Annotated in this window: 22 protein-coding genes and 1 tRNA gene; 13 read left to right on the forward strand and 10 right to left on the reverse strand. The window is 67.6% G+C overall.

Annotated elements, in window-relative coordinates; translation table 11 throughout:
• Nucleotides 1–7: 7 nt before the first annotated feature.
• The 3 genes from mutY to mutM are packed head-to-tail and all read right to left on the reverse strand — an operon-like array spanning nt 8 to nt 3,885.
• Nucleotides 8–1,078, reverse strand: coding sequence for an A/G-specific adenine glycosylase (gene mutY / locus HFL01S_RS04495; RefSeq protein WP_066255263.1), 1,071 nt, complete (start codon nt 1,076–1,078; stop codon nt 8–10).
• Nucleotides 1,075–3,018 (reverse strand): dynamin family protein, encoded by a 1,944-nt coding sequence (locus HFL01S_RS04500; protein ID WP_066255266.1) that lies wholly within the window; start codon nt 3,016–3,018, stop codon nt 1,075–1,077. The genes mutY and HFL01S_RS04500 overlap by 4 nt, the downstream gene beginning before the upstream one ends.
• Before the next feature lie 51 nt (nt 3,019–3,069).
• A complete protein-coding gene (mutM, locus tag HFL01S_RS04505) occupies nt 3,070–3,885 on the reverse strand; it encodes a bifunctional DNA-formamidopyrimidine glycosylase/DNA-(apurinic or apyrimidinic site) lyase (RefSeq protein WP_066255268.1) in 816 nt (271 codons plus the stop codon).
• A gap of 161 nt (nt 3,886–4,046) precedes the next feature.
• Here mutM and HFL01S_RS04510 point away from each other — a divergent pair, with 161 nt between their 5' ends.
• From HFL01S_RS04510 to pth, 7 genes are all read left to right on the forward strand, one after another.
• Complete coding sequence (locus HFL01S_RS04510; RefSeq protein WP_245644731.1) at nt 4,047–5,771, forward strand: tetratricopeptide repeat protein; 1,725 nt, start codon at nt 4,047–4,049, stop codon at nt 5,769–5,771.
• Nucleotides 5,768–6,259 (forward strand): lipoprotein insertase outer membrane protein LolB, encoded by a 492-nt coding sequence (locus HFL01S_RS04515; RefSeq protein WP_066255275.1) that lies wholly within the window; start codon nt 5,768–5,770, stop codon nt 6,257–6,259. The genes HFL01S_RS04510 and HFL01S_RS04515 overlap by 4 nt, the downstream gene beginning before the upstream one ends.
• A complete protein-coding gene (gene ispE / locus HFL01S_RS04520; protein WP_066255278.1) occupies nt 6,256–7,170 on the forward strand; it encodes a 4-(cytidine 5'-diphospho)-2-C-methyl-D-erythritol kinase in 915 nt (304 codons plus the stop codon). The genes HFL01S_RS04515 and ispE overlap by 4 nt, the downstream gene beginning before the upstream one ends.
• 89 nt (nt 7,171–7,259) lie before the next feature.
• Nucleotides 7,260–7,336: transfer RNA gene (locus tag HFL01S_RS04525), tRNA-Gln, on the forward strand.
• Nucleotides 7,337–7,415: 79 nt separating this feature from the next.
• Nucleotides 7,416–8,390, forward strand: coding sequence for a ribose-phosphate pyrophosphokinase (locus HFL01S_RS04530; protein ID WP_066255280.1), 975 nt, complete (start codon nt 7,416–7,418; stop codon nt 8,388–8,390).
• Nucleotides 8,391–8,477: 87 nt separating this feature from the next.
• Nucleotides 8,478–9,104 (forward strand): 50S ribosomal protein L25/general stress protein Ctc, encoded by a 627-nt coding sequence (locus HFL01S_RS04535; protein WP_066255282.1) that lies wholly within the window; start codon nt 8,478–8,480, stop codon nt 9,102–9,104.
• A 71-nt stretch (nt 9,105–9,175) separates the two neighbouring features.
• Complete coding sequence (gene pth, locus HFL01S_RS04540; protein WP_066255285.1) at nt 9,176–9,844, forward strand: aminoacyl-tRNA hydrolase; 669 nt, start codon at nt 9,176–9,178, stop codon at nt 9,842–9,844.
• On the opposite strand, the gene HFL01S_RS04545 is transcribed toward pth, so the two are convergent.
• From HFL01S_RS04545 to HFL01S_RS04565, 5 genes are read right to left on the reverse strand one after another with little or no spacing between them, the layout of a single operon-like run.
• On the reverse strand, nt 9,793–10,092 hold the full coding sequence (locus HFL01S_RS04545) for a YfhL family 4Fe-4S dicluster ferredoxin (RefSeq protein ID WP_066255287.1): 300 nt from the start codon (nt 10,090–10,092) through the stop codon (nt 9,793–9,795). The two genes, pth and HFL01S_RS04545, sit on opposite strands and share 52 nt — an antisense overlap.
• A gap of 10 nt (nt 10,093–10,102) precedes the next feature.
• Nucleotides 10,103–10,606, reverse strand: coding sequence for a pantetheine-phosphate adenylyltransferase (gene coaD / locus HFL01S_RS04550; protein ID WP_066255290.1), 504 nt, complete (start codon nt 10,604–10,606; stop codon nt 10,103–10,105).
• Nucleotides 10,607–10,657: 51 nt separating this feature from the next.
• Nucleotides 10,658–11,263: a 16S rRNA (guanine(966)-N(2))-methyltransferase RsmD gene (rsmD, locus tag HFL01S_RS04555; RefSeq protein WP_066255293.1), complete on the reverse strand. Its 606-nt coding sequence runs from the start codon at nt 11,261–11,263 to the stop codon at nt 10,658–10,660.
• Between the two features lie 17 nt (nt 11,264–11,280).
• Nucleotides 11,281–12,600 (reverse strand): M16 family metallopeptidase, encoded by a 1,320-nt coding sequence (locus HFL01S_RS04560; RefSeq protein ID WP_066255294.1) that lies wholly within the window; start codon nt 12,598–12,600, stop codon nt 11,281–11,283.
• Nucleotides 12,601–12,617: 17 nt separating this feature from the next.
• Nucleotides 12,618–14,027 (reverse strand): M16 family metallopeptidase, encoded by a 1,410-nt coding sequence (locus HFL01S_RS04565; RefSeq protein WP_066255296.1) that lies wholly within the window; start codon nt 14,025–14,027, stop codon nt 12,618–12,620.
• A gap of 29 nt (nt 14,028–14,056) precedes the next feature.
• Between HFL01S_RS04565 and ftsY the strand changes: the two genes are divergently transcribed.
• The gene (gene ftsY / locus HFL01S_RS04570; protein ID WP_066255298.1) at nt 14,057–15,106 is read left to right on the forward strand and encodes a signal recognition particle-docking protein FtsY; all 1,050 of its coding nucleotides are present in this window, start codon (nt 14,057–14,059) and stop codon (nt 15,104–15,106) included.
• 30 nt (nt 15,107–15,136) lie between these two features.
• Here the strand turns inward: ftsY and HFL01S_RS04575 are convergent, their stop codons facing one another.
• Together HFL01S_RS04575 and HFL01S_RS04580 are read right to left on the reverse strand one after the other, a co-directional pair.
• Entirely contained in the window at nt 15,137–15,343 is a 207-nt protein-coding gene (locus HFL01S_RS04575; RefSeq protein ID WP_066255300.1) for a zf-HC2 domain-containing protein, read from the reverse strand.
• Nucleotides 15,340–15,909, reverse strand: coding sequence for a sigma-70 family RNA polymerase sigma factor (locus HFL01S_RS04580; RefSeq protein ID WP_066255303.1), 570 nt, complete (start codon nt 15,907–15,909; stop codon nt 15,340–15,342). The genes HFL01S_RS04575 and HFL01S_RS04580 overlap by 4 nt, the downstream gene beginning before the upstream one ends.
• Nucleotides 15,910–15,994: 85 nt before the next feature.
• On the opposite strand from HFL01S_RS04580, the gene HFL01S_RS24570 reads away from it, so the two are divergent.
• The 5 genes from HFL01S_RS24570 to HFL01S_RS04605 all read left to right on the forward strand — a co-directional run bounded on the left by HFL01S_RS24570 (nt 15,995) and on the right by HFL01S_RS04605 (nt 19,187).
• Nucleotides 15,995–16,519 carry a TlpA family protein disulfide reductase gene (locus HFL01S_RS24570; RefSeq protein ID WP_169802309.1) on the forward strand — a complete coding sequence of 175 codons (525 nt, stop codon included), beginning with the start codon at nt 15,995–15,997 and terminating at the stop codon, nt 16,517–16,519.
• Nucleotides 16,520–16,637: 118 nt separating this feature from the next.
• Complete coding sequence (locus HFL01S_RS04590) at nt 16,638–16,919, forward strand: BufA1 family periplasmic bufferin-type metallophore (protein WP_066255309.1); 282 nt, start codon at nt 16,638–16,640, stop codon at nt 16,917–16,919.
• A 35-nt stretch (nt 16,920–16,954) separates the two neighbouring features.
• A complete protein-coding gene (gene bufB, locus HFL01S_RS04595) occupies nt 16,955–17,854 on the forward strand; it encodes an MNIO family bufferin maturase (protein WP_066255312.1) in 900 nt (299 codons plus the stop codon).
• Nucleotides 17,851–18,708, forward strand: a complete 858-nt coding sequence (locus HFL01S_RS04600; RefSeq protein WP_066255315.1) for an HvfC/BufC N-terminal domain-containing protein — start codon at nt 17,851–17,853, stop codon at nt 18,706–18,708. Before bufB ends, HFL01S_RS04600 begins: the two co-directional genes overlap by 4 nt.
• Nucleotides 18,705–19,187, forward strand: coding sequence for a DoxX family protein (locus HFL01S_RS04605; protein WP_066255318.1), 483 nt, complete (start codon nt 18,705–18,707; stop codon nt 19,185–19,187). Before HFL01S_RS04600 ends, HFL01S_RS04605 begins: the two co-directional genes overlap by 4 nt.
• Nucleotides 19,188–19,269 lie beyond the last annotated feature (82 nt).

The raw sequence follows: 19,269 nt of genomic DNA on the forward strand, positions 1-19,269 counted from the left end.
CCGAGCGTCAGCCGGGCAGCTGCAGCAGCAGGCTTCGAACGGGCGCAGGAAGACCGACCTCACCCGGCTGGTCCATCGGCACCCAGCGACCGTTCGGGATTGCCAGCTCCACCGCACCAGGCACAAGATCGACCAGCACCGGATGCAACCGCAACTCTCGGTGGGTCAGTGCATGGGACAGTGCAGGCAGATGCCGGGCAGCCACCGCGTTGGCACCGGTCACCGCCAGCGCCTGGGCCTCGTCCCCGGCCACCGGCACACAGTGCAGGCCCGCCCAGATGCCGCGTGGCGGCCGCCGCTCCAGCCAGACAAACGCCTGCCCCGCCACGCTCTTGCGCAACACCAGCAGCCACCAACTCTCGTGGCGTCGGGCGACCCGCTTCGTCTTCACCGGGAACCAGTCGGTGGAGCCTGATCGGCGCGCCTCGCAGAGCGCCGTCACGGGGCAGCGTTCGCAGGCGGGCTGCCGGAGCGTGCACACACCGGATCCCAGGTCCATCAGGCCCTGGGTGTAGGCCACCATGTCGTCCACCGAAGGGCGCTCGGGCAGCAGCGACTGGGCCAGTTGCCACAGCTCCCGCTGGGCACGGGCCTGGGAAAGGTCCCCCTCGAAGGCCAACAAACGGCTGAGCACCCGGCGCACATTGCCATCGGCGATGGAAACCCGTTCGCCGTGGCAGAAGGCGGCAATCGCAGCAGCGGTGGAATCCCCGATTCCCGGCAGGGTGGCCAGCACCGACGACGTGGCGGGGAAGTGGCCCCCATGCTCGGACACCACGGTACGGGCGCAGCGGTGCAGGTTGCGAGCGCGGCTGTAGTACCCCAGCCCGCTCCACAAGGACATCACCTCGTCCTCGGACGCCGCGGCGAGGGCATGCACATCGGGAAACCGGTCCAGGAAGCGCGGGTAGTAGCCCAGGACGGTGCTCACCTGGGTCTGCTGCAGCATGATTTCGGACAACCACACGCGGTAGGGATCGCGGGTGCCCTGCCAGGGCAGGCCGTGCCGCCCGTCGCGGCGCTGCCAATGCACCAAGGCCGGCGCAAAACCAGCGCTCACCGGGCCTGGAACCTTCATGCCTCGACGACTTCGGCCGGGGCTGCCTCGGGAGATTCCAGCAACTGACCTGTCAGCTCCACCAGCTTGGCATCGACCAGGTTGAGCTCGGCCTGCTGGGACTGCAGTTCGCGAATCCGCTCGTCCAGCCCGCTCGCGGCCTGCTGGATGCGCGACACCGCTTCGATGCGGCGGCTGAAGTTGCGGCGGCGCTCGCGCAGCTGGGCGTCCAGCTGGGCCGCGGCCGACTTGTTCCACAGTTCCACAGCGTTGACCGCCGTGTCGTAAACCACCCGCAACCGGCTCATAAGCGCGCGCGCCAACCGCTCGCCAAACTCAGGCTGGGCCAGCCGCAGGGCGTTGCCCAGGCTGAGGTACTGCAGGTGGCTCTTCTCGATGAGCTCCAGATCTTTCAGGTACTGCTGAAGCTGCGGCGGCGTGGGTGGCTGCAGGGAGAAGCCGTATTCGGCGTTGAGCCCCTTGAAACTGCCTTCGAGCATCGACTGGATCTCGGACGCTAGCTGGTCGGCCTTCAGAAGGTCGGCCCGCAGCTGCTCGAAGGTATGCCCGTAAGCGCGGCGCACGCCCAGCTTGATGCCGGGTTGTTTGAGCGCCCGCGCCAGTTCGGTCACGCGCGATTTGAGATGGGAGTGCCCGAGCAGCGAGAACAGGTCCTTGAGCAGCCGCAGATGCACCGATCGCACGGCCTGGATCTTGGCGCCACTGGCGTCGAACTCGGCCTGCTCCTGCTCGATGCGCAGCCGCATCTGCTTGATCACCCCGGCGTTCTTGCCGCGCAGGCCTTCGAGCTCCTGCACCTGCTCGACCAGGTCGCGGGCACGGGTGTGCACCAGACGCCCCGTCTCCTGGCGCAGGGCCTGCATCGCGCTGGCCACCGCCGCGCCCAGAATCCGGCGGCGCTGGCCCAGCAGGTCAACGCCCAGCGCGGTCTCCAGTTCCATCAGGTTGCTCGCCTGCAGCAGGCGCTCGTCCCGGCTGACCTTGGCCAGCAACCCCTTCTGTGCGGACACCGCGATCACCTGCAGCGGCGACAGCCCCAGCACATCGGCCGATTCGGTGCGCTGTGCTGCAATCTGCAATTGCACCTGCTCGGGGGTGCTCAGCGCGTCCCACATCGTGTCGATCTTGTTGAGCACCACCAGCCGGTTGGCCTGGCCTTCGGGCAACCCGGCGATGTGCTGGCGCCAGATGGCGAGATCCGACTTGGTCACGCCGGTGTCCGCCCCGAGGATGAACACCACGGCATGCGCCTGGGGAAGCAGGCTGACTGTCAGCTCCGGTTCCGCTCCGATCGCGTTCAGCCCAGGGGTGTCCAGAATCACGAGCCCCTGCTTGAGCAACGGATGGGCCATGTTGATCAGCGCATGCCGCCACTTGGGCACCTCGATCATCCCGTCGGAGCCCATCACCGGGTTGTCGTCTGGCAACTCGTCGTTCCAGAAGCCCAGCGCAGTGGCTTCCGAACGGGTCACCCGGCGCACCTCGGCGACCTTCTGGATAGCGCGCGCCAGTTGCTGTGGGTCGTTGACATCCAGATCGACCCGTTCCCACTTGTCCGGCGCATTGCGCCAGTCCAGCAATGATTTGGACTGCAAACGGGTCTCAATCGGCAACAGGCGCAGGCAGGGCGGGACCTCGGAGTCGTAGCCCAGCTCCGTGGGGCACATGGTGGTGCGGCCCGCACTGGCCGGCATGATCCGGCGCCCATAACCCGCAAAGAACACTGCGTTGATCAGTTCGGACTTGCCCCGCGAGAACTCGGCCACGAACGCGACCATGATCTTGTCGTTGCGGACCTGTGCATGCAGTTGGTCCAGCCGCTCGCGAACCCCTGACTCCAGCAGCTCGTGGTCCTGCAGCCATTCGGACATGAGCTTGAGACGCAGAGCAAACTGCCTGCGCCATACGCCGTGGTCGTCGAATTCCTGGTTGAAGCTCATGGGCCGGTGGGGGAGTGAATCCGTTCAATATAGCATCGCGCCCCCTCCGGCTCACGGCTTCTGGCAGCGGGGACAGAAATACGTCGAGCGTTGTCCCTGGCGCAGCTGCCGTACCGGTGTGCCGCAGGCCCTGCAGGGTTGCCCGTCCCGACCGTAGACCATGGCATCCATCTGAAAGTAACCACTCTGGCCATCCGCGCTGGAAAAGTCGCGCAGGGTGCTGCCCCCGAGCGCCAGCGCGCGCTGAAGCACATGGACGATCGCCCCATGCAGGCGAGTCGCGCGCGGGCGGCTCAGCCGGTCGGCGCGCACCGTCGGGCGTATGCCCGCCATGAACAAGGCCTCGGACGCATAGATGTTGCCTACCCCAACCACCACATCACCAGCCAGCAGCACCTGCTTGATGCTGGCCCGACGCTGTTGCAAGGCCATGTGAAACCCAACCGGATCGAACCCGGGCTCCAGAGGCTCGACTCCCAGGCCGTCCAGCAGCTTGCGGGCCCGCGGATCCTCCATCGAGTCGACCAGCACCACGGCCCCGAACCGACGGGGATCGTGCAAACGCAGCAAGCCCCGGGAGGTGTGAAGCTCGAAATGATCGTGAACACCGCGCTCGGGCAGCTCGCCGGCAAACTGAAGGCTACCGGACATGCCCAGATGAACGAGCAGCACACCCTGGTTCAGATGGATCAGCAGGTACTTCCCGCGGCGCCCGACCGCCAGGACATGGCGGCCGGTCAGCGTGGCGGGATCGGCCCCCAGAGGCCAGCGCAGGGGTTTGCCCATCAGCGCACCCTGGACCTGCGCGCCAGCGATACGGTCCGCAAAGCTGCGACGGGTGACCTCGACCTCGGGCAATTCGGGCATCGCTTGGTGATTTCTGGGGATGAAGGGAACGCCCGACCGGGCACTGGAATCCCAGACCTGCCGACCTGGACCCTTCCATTATCATGAGCTTGATGAATACTCCGCACGACCGCAGCCACCACAGCCCGCAACGTCGGAGCGTCCGGACAGTGCAGCGAGCAGTGCTGTGTCTCGGCCTCCTGGCGGGTCCGCCGACCCTGGTGCTGGCCCAGGACACGCCACCGGCAGAGCCCCCAGCGGCCAACTCGGCGCTTTCCGCACCCCTGTTCTATCAGCTGTTGCTGGGAGAACTCAACGTGTCCTCCGGCGAACCCGGCACCGGTTACTCGCTGCTCCTGGATGCTGCCCGCAAGCAGAACGACCCCGACCTGTTCCGCCGAGCCGTGGAAATCGCCTTGCAGGCACGCTCGGGAGACGCGGCGCTAGCGGCAGCGCGCGCATGGTCGCAGGCCATCCCGGTCTCGCCCGAGGCCGACCGCTTCGAACTCGAGATTCTGCTGGCGCTCAACCGCGTGGGTGAAACCGGTCCGGTGCTGCGTCGCCTGCTCGACCAGGCCCCTGCAGCGTCCCGCAACGACGCCATCAACGGCATCCCCCGCATCTACGCGCGCGTGGCGGACAAGGCTGCCGCCCTGCAGGTGGTGCGCGAAGCCCTCGCCCCAGCGATCAAACAGGGAGCGCACGCCGCAGCGGCATGGACCACGATCGGCGCCATGGAGATGGGCAACAACCAGCCCACCCAGGCGCTTACATCCGCCCGGAACGGGCACGCCGCCGACCAGTCCTCGCCATTTCCCGCCCTGCTCGCCCTGGACCTTATGGAACGAGGGCAGACCGCAGCGGAATCCGTGGTTCGTGGCCAGCTGAAAGCCAGCCCACCGGTGGCGGGCAGTCCGGCCCCCGTGGCGCTCGGCTACGCCCGTATCCTGTTCGATCTTCAGCGCCACGCAGAGGCGCGCAGCCTGCTGGAAAACCTGACCCGCATCCAGCCCGAGGCCATGGAACCCTGGCTGCTGCTGGCTGCGCTGCAGGTGCAGGACAAGCGCCTGCCCGCCGCCACGCAGTCCCTGCAGACCTACATGGGTCTGGCACGCCAGTCCGGCGACGAGCGGGCCGCACGCGGCCTGACGCAGGCCTACCTGCTGATGGCCCAGATTGCCGAACAGCAGAAAGACTTCCAGGCGGCCAGCGCCTGGCTGGACCGGATCGAGAACGCGGACGATGTCATGGCAGCACAGATGCGCCGCGCCTCCCTGCTGGCCCACCAGGGGCAAATGGACCGTGCCCGGGCGTTGTTGCGCAACCACCCCGAGCGGCGCCCCGAGGATGCGCGGCTGAAATTCGTCGCCGAAGCGCAGTTGTTGCGGGATTTCAAGCAATGGGAGCAGGCCTACCAGCTCTATGGCGAGGCGGTCATCCGGTTCCCGAAGGACAGCGACCTGATCTACGACCAGGCCATGATGGCGGAGAAGCTCAACCGCATCGACGACATGGAGCGCCTGTTCCGCCAGGTGATCGAACTCAAGCCCGACCATCACCATGCCTACAACGCACTGGGCTACTCCCTGGCAGATCGCGGCCTTCGCCTGGCCGAAGCAAGGCAGCTGATCGAAAAAGCCGTGTCCATGGCACCCGACGATGCCTACATCCAGGACAGCCTGGGCTGGGTGGAGTTCCGAGACGGCAACATAGCCCGAGCCCTGCAGATCCTGCATGCCGCCTTTGAAAAACGCCCCGACGCGGAAATTGCCGCCCACCTGGGCGAGGTTCTGTGGGTCAGCGGTGAGCGGGACAAGGCCTTGAAGATCTGGCGTGAGGGGATGCTGCTGGCCAGCGACAACGAGACGCTGCAAAGCACCCTTCAGCGTCTTCGCGTCAAGCCATGACCAAGGCGGATCGTGGTCGCCTCGCCCTTCTGGGCGTGGTGGCGATAGCGCTGGCAGGTTGCGCAACCCCCCGACCGGAGGCACCGAGGGACGCCTCATCCTGGAGCGGTCGCCTCGCGCTCACTGTTCACAGCGAGCCGCCGCAATCGTATTCCGCCGGATTCGAACTTCGTGGAGCCCCTGCTGAGGGCGAACTGCAGCTGACGTCCCCGCTGGGAACGGTGCTGGCATCGGTGCACTGGTCGCCGCAGGGCGCCGAGCTGCGACAGGGCGCACAGCGCACCCGCCGCCCCTCGCTGGACGAGCTCACGGCAGACCTGGGGGGCACCCCCTTGCCCGTGGCCGCGCTCTTCGGCTGGCTGCAAGGCCAAACCGCCGATGTCAGTGGCTGGAATGCCGACCTCAGCCATCACAGCGAGGGACGCGTGGTCGCACGCCGCCTCCAGCCCCTGCCCACCGCCGAACTGCGCCTGGTGTTCCAGCCATGACCCCAACGACCGAACCGCTTCAACGCCTGGAGGGTGTGCCCGCACCGGCCAAGCTGAACCTGTTCCTGCACGTCACGGGCCGCCGCGCCGATGGTTATCACCTCCTTCAGTCGGTGTTCATGCTGATCGACTGGACAGACCTCCTGGATTTCGAGCGGCGCCCAGACGGTGTGATCAGCAGGGAAGACACGCTCCCCGGCCTGCCACCCGAAGACCTGTGCGTCCGTGCTGCCCGGGCACTCCAGGAAGCGACGGGGTGTACCCTGGGCGTCCACATCCGCCTGGACAAGCGCATCCCTGCCGAAGCAGGCATGGGCGGAGGCTCTTCGGATGCAGCGACCTGCCTGCTCGCGCTCAACAGGCTCTGGGGGCTCGGGCTATCAAGGAGCAAGCTCTCCGCAATCGGCCTGAAGCTGGGCGCCGATGTTCCGTTCTTCCTCGGTAGCTACAACGCCTGGGTCGAGGGTGTGGGGGAACAGCTCACCCCGGTGTCGCTGCCGTCCGCCCGCTTCGTGGTGATCAAGCCACCCACCGGCGCGTCGACTCCCGCAATTTTCAGTTCGCCAGAACTTCAACGCGACACAAAAACTGCTATACTCCAAGGCTTTGCTGCAAACACCAATGCAGAACAGTTGAACGGCAATGCCCGCGTTGCCTGCGATCTTCAGAAAATTCTGGATTTCGGACACAACGACCTGCAGCCGGTGGCACAGACACTGTGTCCCGACGTGGTGCGATGCTTGGAGTGGTTGTCGGCCCGTGGCCTTCACGGACGGATGACCGGTTCTGGTACCGCGGTGTTTGCGCAACTGCCGCAGGCAACGGACCTCTCTGGCGCTCCAGCCGACTGGGTGGTTCGTGAATGCAGCAACATGGATGCACATCCATTGCTGGACTGGTGTCCCGGGTAAAATCGGGACGGTCAGTCCGGTCAACGGATGTGTGACCAGCGACATTTTTCGGGTGTCCGTGAAGCGCAAGCCTCACGAATGTCCTGAGTAGGGGAGTCGCCAAGTTGGTAAAGGCACCGGATTTTGATTCCGGCATGCGAGGGTTCGAGTCCTTCCTCCCCTGCCACCCATTTTTTTGAACCACACACCCAGCGGCTGCGCCGCTGTCGGCCAGTGCACTGGTCGTTGAAACAGCCGGGAACACCATGCAAGTTCAGCCCCCTGATTTCATGATCTTCACCGGCAATGCCAATCCGGTCCTGGCGGCCGAGATTGCCCAGCACCTCAACACCCAGCTTGGATCGGCCAACGTGGGTCGCTTCTCCGATGGTGAGGTCACGGTCGAGATCACCCAGAACGTGCGAGCACGCGATGTGTTCGTGATCCAGTCGACCTGCGCACCGACGAATGAGAACCTGATGGAACTCATCATCATGGTCGATGCGCTCAAGCGGGCCTCCGCCGCGCGCATCTCGGCCGTGATCCCCTACTTCGGCTATGCCCGCCAAGACCGCCGTCCCCGCTCCAGCCGCGTGCCGATCTCGGCCAAGGTGGTCGCCAACATGCTGCAGACCGTGGGCGTGAACCGCGTCCTGACCATGGACCTGCACGCCGACCAGATCCAGGGCTTTTTCGACATCCCGGTCGACAACATCTATGCCTCGCCGGTGCTGCTGGGCGACCTGCGCCAGAAGAACTACGAAGACCTGCTGGTGGTTTCGCCCGACGTCGGCGGTGTGGTGCGCGCCCGTGCGCTGGCCAAACAGCTGGGCTGCGACATGGCCATCATCGACAAGCGCCGCCCCAAGGCCAACGTGTCGGAAGTGATGCACGTGATCGGTGACATTGATGGCCGCAACTGCGTGATCATGGACGACATGATCGACACCGCTGGCACGCTGGTCAAAGCCGCGGAGGTGCTTAAGGAGCGAGGCGCCAAGCACGTCTACGCCTACTGCACGCACGCCATCTTCTCGGGACCGGCCATCGACCGCATCGCCAAGGGCTCAGCCCTGGACGAAGTCGTCGTGACCAACACCATTCCCCTGTCGCAAGCCGCCCAGGCATGCGCCAAGATCCGCCAGCTCTCCGTGGCACCGCTGATGGCCGAGACCATTGCGCGCATTGCCTCGGGCGAGTCGGTCATGAGTTTGTTCGCCGATCAGGACAACCTGTTCTGAGGTGACAAAAGCCAGGTCGTGCCATGTGGTGCGGCCTTTTTCAACCTGAGGCGTTCTGGTCGCGGAACCCCTCCACTGGAGTCAGTCATGCAATTTGTCGCTTTTGAGCGCGCCAAGCAGGGTACGGGTGCGAGCCGCCGTCTGCGCATCACCGGTCGCGCGCCCGGTATCGTTTTCGGTGGTGACACCACGCCTGTGACGATCGAAGTCGATCACAACGCGCTGTGGCACGCCCTGAAGAAGGAAGCCTTCCACGCTTCCATTCTCGACATGGAACTCGCTGGCAAGGTCCAGAAGGTTCTGCTGCGCGATGTGCAGTACCACCCCTACAAGCCGCAAGTCCTGCACGTGGACTTCCAGCGCGTGGACGAAAAGACCCGTCTGCACAAGAAGGTGCCGATCCACTTCGTGGGCGAAGAGAACTCGCCGGCCGTCAAGACCGACAAGTGCCTGGTCAACCACATCGTGACCGAGATCGAGATCGAATGCCTGGCCATGCAGCTGCCGGAATTCATCGAGGTCGACCTCAGCAACGCCGAAAAGGGCGCCACCATCCACACCGGCGACCTGAAGCTGCCCGCTGGCGTGAAGATCGTGACCCACGGCCGCAAGGACATCACCATCGCCACCGTCGTTGAGCCGGTGGAAGAAGTGGTGGCTGCCCCCGTGGTCGCTGCCGCCGACGACAAGAAGAAGGGCAAGGGCAAGAAGTAATTCTTGGTCCCCCTCTCAAAGGCCCGCTCCATGCGGGCCTTTGTCTTTGGTGGCCCTGATAATTCGACGCCATGATCAGACTCATCGCCGGCCTGGGCAATCCAGGGCCAGAATACGCCGACACTCGCCACAACGCAGGCTTCTGGTTTGTGGACGAGGCGGCGCGCATCCTCAAGACCTCGCTGCAGATGGAGCGGGGGCATTTCGGTCTGGTGGCGCGCGCCAATGTGGGCGGTCAGAGCGTGTGGCTGGTCGAACCACAGACCTACATGAACCTGTCGGGCAAGTCGGTGGCTTCGCTGGCGCGCTTCTTCAAGATCGCGCCAGAAGAAGTGCTGGTGGTGCACGACGAGCTGGACCTGCCGCCCGGCGAGGCCAAGCTCAAGAAGGGCGGCGGCCACGCCGGCCACAACGGCCTGCGCGACATCCACGCCCAGCTGGGCAGCCCGGACTACTGGCGGCTGCGCATCGGCATCGGCCACCCGGGCAACCGGAACGAAGTGGCCAACTGGGTTCTCAAGAAGCCGTCACCGGACGACCGCATCGCGATTGCTCAGGCGCTGGACCGCTCCCTCAAGGCACTGCCACAGCTGATCGCAGGAGAAATGGACAAGGCCACGGCCCTGATCCACACCAGCAAGCCGCCGCGCCCCAAGCCACCGAAGCCGGTGCCGGCAGCAACCCCGGCTCAGCCGGCAGAAGGCGGCAACACCACCGGGCCGGGCGACACCAGCGACTGACCGGCCGCCTGCAGGCGTTGGTATTTCTGCCACAGCGTCTCGTGGTTCTCGGTGTGGGCGGGGTCGACCGGGATGCACTCGACCGGGCACACCTGCACGCACTGCGGCTCGTCAAAGTGGCCCACGCACTCGGTGCAGCGGTTTGGGTCGATCTGGTAGAAGTCCTCCCCCATCGAGATCGCCTGGTTCGGGCATTCGGGCTCGCAGACGTCGCAGTTGATGCACTCGGCGGTGATCATCAGGGCCATGGTGTCATCCTCAGGCTTGCAGGGGTTGCGGCTTCAGGCGCGCAGCAACACCCGGGCTGACCATCTGCGACACATCGCCACCCAGCGTCGAGATCTCTCGCACCAAGGTGCTGGAGATGCACTGCAGCTCGGCCTGCGGCAGCAGGAACACCGTTTCCACAGTGGGCAGCAGCTTGCGGTTCATGGCCGCCATCTGGGCCTCGTAGTCGAAGTCGGTCATGTTGCGGATGCCGCGCACCACGGCGCAGGCGCCCTGCTGACGGCAAAAATCCATGATGAGTCCGTCGAAGGGCAGCACGCGCACCGGCACCCCGTCCAGTACCTCGGCGGCCATGGCCATGCGCTCGTGCAGCGAGAAGCGCGTCTTCTTGTGGTGGGCGATGGCCACGGCCAGGATCAGTTCATCGAACAGGCCGGCGGCGCGGCGCACCACGTCCTCATGACCGAGCGTCAGCGGGTCGAAAGTGCCGCTGTAGACCGCGATGCGGCGAGAGGGAGAGGCGGAATCGGACATGGCGGGATTATCGGCCAAAGGCCAACGGCAGCGCCCGAAACTGGCCGCTTGTCACTGCGGCGGCAAGGGGCGCAGAAGGTGGAAGTGCACCTGCCCGGCCCGGCCGTGGCGGTGCGTCTGCAGGCCGATCTGCGCCAACTCGTCGTCGCCCCAGGTGCGCGGCGCTTCGAGGTAGACCAGACCGCTGTCGGCCACCGCCTGGCGGGCCGAGCGCAGCGCCGCATCAAACAAGGCTTCGTTGCCGCCCTCGCCAAACGGCGGATCTAGGAAAACCAGATCCAGCCCCTGCCCCGCCCGCTGGCGCAGCGCGGCCACGCCATCGCCACGCTCCACCCGCACCGTGCCAGCCTTGAGCCGCTGTGCGGTGGCCTGCAGGGACTTGCACAGCGCCGGGTCCTGCTCCACCAGCGTTACCTCGGCCGCGCCGCGCGAGCCGGCCTCCAGCCCGAGTGCGCCCGTGCCCGCGAACACGTCGAGGCAGCGCCATCCGCTCAGGTCCTGGCCCAGCCAGTTGAAGAGCGTCTCGCGCACGCGGGAAGGCGTGGGCCGCAGGCCGGGCCGGTCGGCCACCGGCAGCTTGCTTCGTTTCCACAGGCCGCCAATGATGCGGACCTCGTGCGCAGCCTGTGCAGCGGGACGTGGCGGCGCTTTGTTCATGCGCCGAGCTTAACCAGTCAGGGCTTGGCGCCGACGACCACCGTCACCATGCGCTCGGGCTGCAGCACGCGCGCAAACGCCCGCCGGATGTCGGCCGTGGTCACCGCGTCGACGCGGCGGGTCCAGCTCTCCAGGTAGTCCAGCGGCAGGCCGTTCCAGGCGATGTTGGCCACGTTGTCCAGCAGCTTGCGGTTGCTGTCGAAACGCAGGGCGAACCCGGTGACCAGATAGTCCTTGGCGGCCTGCAGCTCCGCTTCGGTGGGGCCGTCGGCGACGAAGCGTCGCACGACCTCGCGTGCGACCTGGATCGCCTGGTCCGCCTGGTCCGGCCGCGTGCTCAGGCCGAGCTGGAAGGCGCCCGCGTGCAGGCCCGGCGCAAAGTAGCTGTAGGCGCTGTAGCTCAGCCCGCGCTTCTCGCGCACATCCGTGGTCAGGCGCGAAACGAAGCCGCCGCCGCCCAGGATGTAATTTCCGATGAACAGCGGGAAAAAGTCCGGGTCGTTGCGCCGGTGGCCCGGCTGGCCGATCAGGACCTGGGCCTGCGCGGCGTCGAAAGGAATGCGCCGCTCGACGGCACTCGCCAGAGGCGCGACTTCGGCCACCGCAGGCAGGGGCTCGCAACCGTTCGGGGCCAGCGCCGCCACGAGCCGGTCCGCAATGCGCCCGGCCGTGGCGCGGTCGATGGCCCCCACCATCACGATCTGGGCCCGGCAGGCGGCAGCATGGCGTCGGTAGAAGCGGCGCATGTCGTCCACGGACATCGCGTCCAGCGTGGCAGCGGTGACCTCGCGGCCGTAGGGGTGGTCGCCATACACCGCCTGGGCAAACGCCCGCGACGCGAGGGTCCCTGGCCGTGTCTCGGCCTCCTTGAGGGCGCCCAGCCAGCGCTGGCGGTCGCGCTGCCAGACAGCCTCGGGCCACGCGGGCGCGGCCAGCTGGCGGGCCGCGAGTGCCAGGGCACGTTCCAGCAGCTCGGGTTCGGTGAGGGTGCGCAGGGACACGCCGAAGCGCTCCAACCCGGCGCTCACACCCAGCTGGGCGCCGAGGTCGACCCAGGCCTCGCTAAGCGCGTTTTCATCCAGCGCCGGATGCTCGCCCTGCGCGGCCACGCCGGCCGACACCATCGAGGCGGTGGCGGTCGCGAGCCCGGAGCGGTCGGCGGGATCGCGGCGCGAACCACCGTCGAAGTCGATCTGCACGTCCAGCATCGGGATCGACGGGCTGGCCACCAGGTAGACCCGGGCGCCGCTGGCATGGGTCCAGTGCTGGATCGGGATCGCGGCCCAGGCGGGTGCGCAAAGCAGGCACAGCAAAACAAGGCGGAAGAGGTTCGTCATCGGTGCATCAACCAAGTTCAGTGGCGGCCCAGGGCGGGCCGGGGGCCGGTCCTGGCGGGGGTGCTGCGCTGCGAGGGGTCGGGCACCAGCACCGCCACACTCAGCCGCTCTTCAGGAAACAGGCGCTGCGCCACCGACCGCACCTGTTCGGCCGTCACTCCGCGCAGGGCGTCCATCAGGCGCGCCGCGCTACCGGGACCGAGCCCGTTGACCCACCAGGTGCCCAGCTCCTGTGCCTGGTTGTAGACCGAGTCGAGCTTGTAGATTTCGCCCGCCGCCCACTGGGTCTTGACCCGCTGCAGCTCGGCCTCCCCCACGCCCTCGCGCGCGATCCGGTCCAGCTCGGCGCGCAGCGCCTTCTCGACCTCGGTCACGGCCACCCCAGCCGCGGGCACCGCGGTCAGCGTGAACTGCGCCGGCCCGCGCCCCAGTGGCCCATAGCCCGACCCGGCGCTGTCGGCCAGCCGGGCGCCCGCGGCGCCCTGCACCAGCGCGCGGTCGAGCCGGGCGCCGCTGTAGCCGTCGAGCAGCGCGGACAGCACGATCAGCGCCAGCGCGTCCCGCGACTCGTCGTCGCGGGCCCCGGGGTCTTTCAGGCGCGGCATGGGCCAGGCCATGGCCAGCATCGCCTGCTCGGTCGCGGCGCGGTATTCCATGCGCCGCTGTCCGCTCTGCGGCGGTTCGTCGCGCGGTTTGCGTTCGGGCAGCGCGCGGGCGGGGATGCGGCCGTAGATGGACTCCGCCAGCGCATGCACCGCGTCCGGCTCCACATCGCCCGCCACCACCACCGCCGCGTTGCCCGGCACATACCAGCGGCGGTGGAAGTCCCGTACGTCCTGCGGTGTCATCGCGTCCAGATCGCTCATCCAGCCCACCACCGGGCGCCGGTAAGGATGCGCCTGCAGCGCCATCGCGCCGAAGGCTTCGAACATGCGGGCGCGCGGCGACTCTTCGGTGCGCTGGCGCCGTTCTTCCTTGACCACCTCGATCTCGCGCCGGAACTCGTCGTCGCTCCAGCGGTTGTTCTCGAAGCGGTCGGCCTCCAGCCGCATCACCGCCTCCAGGTGCCGCGCGGGCACCTGCTGGTGGTAGGCGGTGGCGTCGCGGCTGGTGAAGGCGTTCTCGCGCCCGCCCAGCGCCGCGACGCGGCGGGAGAACTCGCCCGGCGCCAGGCTGGGCGTGCCCTTGAACATCATGTGCTCCAGCACATGGGCCACGCCCGAGGTGCCGTCGACCTCGTCCATCGACCCCACGCGCACCCAGAGCATGTGCACCACGGTGGGCGCGCGCCGGTCGGGCTGTACGAGCAAGGTCATGCCGTTGGAAAGGGTGTAAGTCCGGGCGGTTTCGGTGGCGGACGCGGCGGTGGACCAGAGCATGGCCAGCAGCACCAGCCCCCGCATCAGGGAGGAGAAAGCTCGTTTCATAGAATCCTGTGGATTCCAAAGATTGAAACATGTTCTCGTTCTTCAGAAAAAAACCGCCTGCGCCCGCCCCGGCCCCCGAAGCGGGCCCCGCCGCCGCGCCCGCCCCTGTGCCGCCGGTCGCCCCGCAGGCCCCGCTGCCAGCCGTGGTCAGCCCGCCGGCTGCGCCCGCAGCGCTGCCCGAGCGCAAGGGGTGGCTGGACAAGCTCAAGGCCGGCCTGCGCAAGACTGGGTCGAGCATTGCCACCGTCTTCACCGGCACGCAGATCGACGACGCGCTCTACGAAGAGCTGGAAGCTGCGCTGCTGATGGCCGACACCGGCGTCAAGGCGACCGAGCACCTGCTGGCCGACCTGAAAAAGCGCGTCAAGGAGAGCAAGACCACCGACCCGGCGGCCGTCAAGGGCCTGCTGGCCGACGCCATCGCCGCCCTGCTGGCGCCGCTGCAGAAGCCGCTGGTGATCGGCGAACACAAGCCCACCGTGATCATGGTCGCAGGCGTCAACGGCGCGGGCAAGACCACCTCCATCGGCAAGCTCACGCGCCACCTCGCCAATGAAGGCGCCAGCGTGCTGCTGGCCGCCGCCGACACCTTCCGCGCCGCGGCCCGCGAGCAGCTGGCCGTCTGGGCCGACCGCAACACGGTGGAGATCGTGACGCAGGAAGGTGGCGACCCGGCGGCCGTGAGCTTCGATGCGGTGAGCGCCGGCAAGGCGCGCGGACGGGACGTGGTGCTGGTGGACACCGCTGGCCGCCTGCCGACGCAGCTGCACCTGATGGAAGAGCTCCGCAAGATCAAGCGCGTGGTGCAAAAGGCCGATGGCACGGCGCCGCACGAGGTGCTGCTGGTCATCGACGGCAACACCGGCCAGAACGCGCTGACGCAGGTCAAGGCCTTCGACGAGGCGCTGCAGCTCACGGGCCTGGTCATCACCAAGCTCGATGGCACCGCCAAGGGCGGCGTGGTCTGCGCCATCGCGCGTGAGCGGCCGGTGCCGATCTATTTCATCGGCGTCGGTGAAAAGCTCGAAGACCTGGAAACCTTCAACGCGCGCGAATTCGCGCAGGCCCTGCTGAACTGAAGCCGGCCGGCGCCGAGCCGGCGGCACGCGTCACTCGTCCTCGGTGTAGCCGCGCCACTGCTTCATCGCATTACGCATGGTCAGCATCTGACGTTCGAAGCCGGGACAGGCCTTGCACATGGCCAGGTGCAGCCGCAACCCGACGCGATCTCCCCAGGGCAGCGGGCGGTCTTCACGGGCCACTATCAGCGCAGTGGCCTCCTTGCAGGTGCGGCGAAACGGGTAAGCGGCCTTCATGTCGTGTGTGCTCGTCCAAACCAGTTCAGTTCCAGGCACTCCCGCAGGCGCAGGCGGGCGCGGTGGAGCTGGACGTAGAGGTTGGTCGGCGTCAGCCCCAGTTCCTTACAGATCTCGTCGCTGGAGAGCTCCAGCCATTCGCGCATCAGGAACAGACGCCCCTGCACCGGCGGCAGCTTTTCGGTGCAGGCATTGAGCACGGCCATGAACTGGCGGCTGCCCAGCGACTGCTCGGGATCGCCCCAGTCGGCCGGCATCTGGGCATGGTGGCCATCGGCCTTGAAGGCCATGTGCTCCAGCGGATCGGCGCTGTCGTCGTCCGAGCCGCTGTCCAGCGTCACCTCGCGCTGACGCTGGCGCAGGATGTCGATGATCTTGTGCTTGAGGATGCCCACCATCCAGGTGCGCATCTGGGAACGGCCCTCGAACGCCTGCGGACGGGCCAGCGCGGCGAGCATGGTCTCGGAGACGGCGTCCTCGGCCCAGGCGTCGTTGCGCAGCTGCAGGCGCGCGAAGCGCAGCAGGTAGGTTCGGCACTCGGCCACCTGGGTTGAAAAATCGGGCATGGGATGCATCCGGTGTACGGGGAGACGCCGTGAGTGTAAGGACCCGCGAATGGGCGCGACTGAACGGCCACACCGGAGAAACCCCATGCACCACTCAACCCCCCGCCGCCAGCTGCTACACGCAGCGGTCCTGCTGCCTGCCGCGATGCTTGCCCCGGCGACTTGGTCCCAGTCTGCGTCCAGTGCCGAAGCCGTACCGCGACTGGGAGGCACCGACCTGCAGGGCAGACCCCTCCAGCTCTCTGCCCTGCGCGGACGTGTCGTGCTGGTCTTCTACTGGCGCACCGGGTGCGCCGTGTGCCGAGACAAGATGCGCGAGTTGCGCGCCAACCTGGTCGGCTGGCAGTCGCAGCCCTTCTCGCTGATCGGCGTGAACACAGACGCTCGCCGGCAGGACTGGCTGGACTATGAACAGCTGGTGGCTCGGACGGTGCCGCCGGCCCAGCGCTTCCCGTCCCTCTGGCGCGGTGATGCATCGACCATCGACAGCATGGAGCCGCCCGCGCAATGGCCCACGGCCGTTCTTATCGACAAAAGCGGTCGCCTGGTCGAGCGCTACACCGGGCGCATCCCGGCCGAGGCCTGGGACCGCATCGCCGAACTGCTCTGACATTTATTTTTTGGTGGGCCGTGTAAGAACCCGCAAGCCCGCCAGACAGACACGCAACCGCCCGGTATCAACACCACAGACCGGCGGTTGAACCTCAACCCAACCAGGAGTCTTTTCCATGAACCAACGCACCATGATCACCACCGCCGCCGCCTCGCTGATGTCGCTGGCCCTGCTGTCCGGCCCCGCCATGGCCCAGAACGCCGCCAAGGAAAAGTGCTTCGGCATCGCCAAGGCCGGGCAGAACGACTGCGCCAACCTCTCCGGCTCGCACTCCTGCGCAGGCCAGGCCAAGGTCGACAACGACAAGGGCGAATGGAAGTACGTCGCCGCGGGCACCTGCAAGACCATGGGCGGCATGTCGATGGACGAAGCCAAGATGGGCATGAAGAAGTCCTGATCCAGGCCGTCCATCGCACGAGAAAGCCCGCCACCATGACCGCACCCGCTCATCGGTCCTATGCCGCAGCGCCCGAGGTGGGCATCGGTTGGCGGCACCCACATTACGCAGAGCTGCTGGAGCAGCGGCCTGCCCTCGGCTTCGTCGAAGTCCATTCGGAGAACTTCTTCGCCCCCGGCGGCGCGGCCCTGGCCGTGCTGCGCGAAGGCCGGGCGCAACACCCGGTGAGCCTGCACGGCGTGGGCCTGTCGCTGGGCTCGGCGCAGGGCATCGACACCGAGCACCTGGACCAGCTGGCGCACCTCGTACAGGCCATCGATCCGGTCCGGGTCAGCGACCACGCCAGCTTCGCGCGCGGTGCCGTGGTGCACGCGGCCGACCTGCTGCCCGTGCCAATGAGCCGCGCGGCGCTGGACGCCATGTGTGCCAACGTCCAGCGCGTGCAGGACCGCCTGCGCCGCCCCATCGCGGTGGAAAACCTCTCGGCCTATGTGCAGTGGCGCGATGCCGAAATGGACGAGCCCGAGTTTCTCAACACGCTCGCGCGGCGCAGCGGCTGCGGCCTGCTGGTCGACGTGAACAACATCTTTGTGAACGCCCTCAATGGCCAGCTGCGCAGCGAACACGACGACCCGCTGGGCGCGTGCCGCCGATGGCTGGATGCCATCGCGCCCGGACATGTGGCGGAGATCCACCTCGCCGGCCACCGGCACTGCGGCGACATCGTGATCGACGACCACGGCAGCCGCGTGGACGAGCGGGTCTGGGCGCTGTACCGCCACGCCATTGGCCGTTTCGGCGCCGTGCCGACGCTGATCGAATGGGACACGGACCTCCCGGAACTGTCCGTTCTGCTGGAAGAAGCCGACCACGCCCGCAAGGCCGCGGCGCAGGTGCTGGCCCCGGCCACCAACACACAGGCGGTCGCCGCATGAACACCCCGGACACCCTGACGCTGGCGCAGCAACAGCAGCTTCTGCTGGACGCCCTGTTCGCGCGACCGGGCGATGACCGGCACACGGCGGATGCGCGCCTGAACACTCAGCTCGATGTGTGGCATCCCCAGTCCGCACGAGGCCTTGCGGCCTACCGCAGCAACGGCCATGCGATGGCCGAACGCGCGCTGCGCGCCGCCTACCCAGTGATCGCCGAGATGCTCGGCGAGCAGAACTTCGACCTGCTCGCGCGCGACCTCTGGCACGCCCACCCGCCCCGCGGCGGCGACCTTGCTCTGTGGGGCGACGCCCTGCCCGGCTTCCTGCGGGCAAGCGACCAGCTGTCCGACGTGCCCTACCTGGGGGACGTGGCGCGCGCCGAGTGGGCGCTGCACCGCGCCGCCAGCGCCGCCGACGCCGAGCCCGACCTGCACAGTTTCGCGCGGCTGGCCAGCGAAGACCCGCAGGGCCTCACGCTCAGTCTCAGCCCCGGCGCCACGGTGATTGGCAGCCGCTATCCGGTCGCCAGCCTGGTCACCGCGCACCTGTTTGGCGACCCCAGCCTGGCCGAGGCGGCGCAGCGGCTGCGCGACGGGATTGGCGAACTGGCCCTGGTGTGGCGCCAGGGCCTGCGCCCGCGCATCGCCGCCATCGAACCTTCGTCCGCCGCGCTGGTGCAGGCGCTGCAGGCCGGCGCCGACCTGCCCGGCGCGCTGGATGCGGCCTGCGCCGCCGACACCGAACCGCCGGCCTTCGACTTCTCGGCCTGGCTCACCGCCGCCGTCACCGACGGGCTGGTCATCGGCGTGCAGCGCCTGACCGACCCCGCCCCCCACCTGGAGATGACCCCATGAACACGACCCTGCTGCAACGCGGCCTGAGCCTCTGGAACGCGTTGACCACCGCCCTCGACGGGGCCCAGCCGCTGGCCGCGCTGGCAGCCCGGGCCTACCTCGCCCAGGTGTTTTTCCTGTCCGGCCTGACCAAGCTGCGCGACTGGGATACCACCCTGCTGCTGTTCACCGAGGAATACCGTGTGCCGCTGCTCTCGCCCGGTGTCGCGGCGGTCATGGGCACCGCGGGTGAGCTGGTGCTGCCGGCGATGCTGCTGCTCGGGCTGGCCGGGCGCTTTGCCGCGCTGGGCCTGAGCGTGGTCAACGTGGTGGCGGTGCTCAGCCTCGCCGAGGTCGCGCCGGCTGCGCTGCAGCAGCACATCACCTGGGGCGTGCTGCTGGCCGCGCTCGCGCTGTATGGCGTGGGCCGCTGGTCGGTGGACTGCGCCTGGCTCAAGCCCCGGGTGAACGGCTGGCTGACACCGCAGGCCAGCAGGTAAGCTCGCGCAGCGGTTCAAGCCGCGCAACCCCGCAGCCCCGGAGACCCTGCTTGTCGACACCGTCCACCCCTCCTGCCCACAC

This window comes from Hydrogenophaga flava NBRC 102514, from assembly GCF_001571145.1.
In the GTDB taxonomy this organism is placed as follows: domain Bacteria; phylum Pseudomonadota; class Gammaproteobacteria; order Burkholderiales; family Burkholderiaceae_C; genus Hydrogenophaga; species Hydrogenophaga flava.

What these genes read in the sequence shown, in the direction of transcription:
- mutY (WP_066255263.1), bottom strand. Translation starts at nt 1,078, where the DNA reads ATGAAGGTTCCAGGCCCGGTGAGCGCTGGTTTTGCGCCGGCCTTGGTG.
- HFL01S_RS04500 (WP_066255266.1), bottom strand. Translation starts at nt 3,018, where the DNA reads ATGAGCTTCAACCAGGAATTCGACGACCACGGCGTATGGCGCAGGCAG.
- mutM (WP_066255268.1), bottom strand. Translation starts at nt 3,885, where the DNA reads ATGCCCGAATTGCCCGAGGTCGAGGTCACCCGTCGCAGCTTTGCGGAC.
- HFL01S_RS04515 (WP_066255275.1), top strand. Translation starts at nt 5,768, where the DNA reads ATGACCAAGGCGGATCGTGGTCGCCTCGCCCTTCTGGGCGTGGTGGCG.
- ispE (WP_066255278.1), top strand. Translation starts at nt 6,256, where the DNA reads ATGACCCCAACGACCGAACCGCTTCAACGCCTGGAGGGTGTGCCCGCA.
- HFL01S_RS04530 (WP_066255280.1), top strand. Translation starts at nt 7,416, where the DNA reads ATGCAAGTTCAGCCCCCTGATTTCATGATCTTCACCGGCAATGCCAAT.
- HFL01S_RS04535 (WP_066255282.1), top strand. Translation starts at nt 8,478, where the DNA reads ATGCAATTTGTCGCTTTTGAGCGCGCCAAGCAGGGTACGGGTGCGAGC.
- pth (WP_066255285.1), top strand. Translation starts at nt 9,176, where the DNA reads ATGATCAGACTCATCGCCGGCCTGGGCAATCCAGGGCCAGAATACGCC.
- HFL01S_RS04545 (WP_066255287.1), bottom strand. Translation starts at nt 10,092, where the DNA reads ATGGCCCTGATGATCACCGCCGAGTGCATCAACTGCGACGTCTGCGAG.
- coaD (WP_066255290.1), bottom strand. Translation starts at nt 10,606, where the DNA reads ATGTCCGATTCCGCCTCTCCCTCTCGCCGCATCGCGGTCTACAGCGGC.
- rsmD (WP_066255293.1), bottom strand. Translation starts at nt 11,263, where the DNA reads ATGAACAAAGCGCCGCCACGTCCCGCTGCACAGGCTGCGCACGAGGTC.
- HFL01S_RS04560 (WP_066255294.1), bottom strand. Translation starts at nt 12,600, where the DNA reads ATGACGAACCTCTTCCGCCTTGTTTTGCTGTGCCTGCTTTGCGCACCC.
- HFL01S_RS04565 (WP_066255296.1), bottom strand. Translation starts at nt 14,027, where the DNA reads ATGAAACGAGCTTTCTCCTCCCTGATGCGGGGGCTGGTGCTGCTGGCC.
- ftsY (WP_066255298.1), top strand. Translation starts at nt 14,057, where the DNA reads ATGTTCTCGTTCTTCAGAAAAAAACCGCCTGCGCCCGCCCCGGCCCCC.
- HFL01S_RS04575 (WP_066255300.1), bottom strand. Translation starts at nt 15,343, where the DNA reads ATGAAGGCCGCTTACCCGTTTCGCCGCACCTGCAAGGAGGCCACTGCG.
- HFL01S_RS04580 (WP_066255303.1), bottom strand. Translation starts at nt 15,909, where the DNA reads ATGCCCGATTTTTCAACCCAGGTGGCCGAGTGCCGAACCTACCTGCTG.
- HFL01S_RS24570 (WP_169802309.1), top strand. Translation starts at nt 15,995, where the DNA reads ATGCACCACTCAACCCCCCGCCGCCAGCTGCTACACGCAGCGGTCCTG.
- HFL01S_RS04590 (WP_066255309.1), top strand. Translation starts at nt 16,638, where the DNA reads ATGAACCAACGCACCATGATCACCACCGCCGCCGCCTCGCTGATGTCG.
- bufB (WP_066255312.1), top strand. Translation starts at nt 16,955, where the DNA reads ATGACCGCACCCGCTCATCGGTCCTATGCCGCAGCGCCCGAGGTGGGC.
- HFL01S_RS04600 (WP_066255315.1), top strand. Translation starts at nt 17,851, where the DNA reads ATGAACACCCCGGACACCCTGACGCTGGCGCAGCAACAGCAGCTTCTG.
- HFL01S_RS04605 (WP_066255318.1), top strand. Translation starts at nt 18,705, where the DNA reads ATGAACACGACCCTGCTGCAACGCGGCCTGAGCCTCTGGAACGCGTTG.